General features: G+C 55.6%; 1 protein-coding gene. It reads right to left on the bottom strand.

What is annotated here, in order from left to right; genetic code table 11:
• Nucleotides 1-161: 161 nt before the first annotated feature.
• Nucleotides 162-788 carry a recombinase family protein gene (locus tag E1297_RS01300; protein ID WP_155132908.1) on the bottom strand — a complete coding sequence of 209 codons (627 nt, stop codon included), beginning with the start codon at nucleotides 786-788 and terminating at the stop codon, nucleotides 162-164.
• Nucleotides 789-881: the final 93 nt, after the last annotated feature.

Here is an 881-nt window from a genome sequence, read left to right as displayed (position 1 = left end):
GTGGTGTTACGCTGCAAAGGCAGCGTAACAAAGCTTCTGGCCGTCAAAAAGGCCGAGTTTACCGTACGGACACCCTATCCCCTTTTTGAAGGTCAGATGAAACCCTGATGGTTGTTCGAGCGCCCAGGACTGTGATCCCAGACCCGAAAGCTGCTTGCCAACTACGGCTTCTGGCGTTTCATGAGACGTTGCCCGTCGTCGCGAAGCTCGCCGTCGGGGCCAATGAACCTGTAAAGCGTTTGCCGTGAAATACCGAGTTCCTCGCATAAATCCGAGATGTTTGTACGCGGGTCTCTCATGGCGGTTTGGGCAAGACGCACCTTGGCAGGTGTCATTTTGTAGGGCCGCCCACCCCGCTGGCCGCATGCCCTTGCGGCCACAAGGCCTGCTCTTGTGCGTTCGGCAATCAGTTCCCGCTCGAACTCGGCAAGTCCTGCGAAAATGGCAAAAACCAGCCTGCCGTTTGCGGTTGTCGTATCAATGGCTGCGCCATCGCCGGCAAGAACTTTCAGGCCGATATTCCGGTCAGTCAGATCCGAGACAAGATTAACCAGGTGCCGCAAGTCACGCCCAAGCCGGTCCAGTTTCCAGACAATAAGTGTATCTCCGTTCCGAAGGGCTTTCAGACACGCTTCAAGTCCCGGCCGGTCATCCCGCCGCCCGGATGCACTATCGTTATATATGTGGTGCTCCGGCACACCGGCCTTGATCAAGGCATCCGATTGCAGGTCGAGCAACTGGCTCCCGTCTGCCTTTGAGACGCGCATATATCCGATCAACGCTGTCATAAAAACGTCCGTTACTGTGACAAGCGTCAATCCGAAAGGAAACCGCTAATTTAAGCCTTCGATCCCTGTACACGACTCAAGCGATTTTCCGGG

Source organism: Roseibium sp. RKSG952 (genome assembly GCF_009711355.1).
This window is presented reverse-complemented; position numbering and strand designations above follow the sequence as displayed.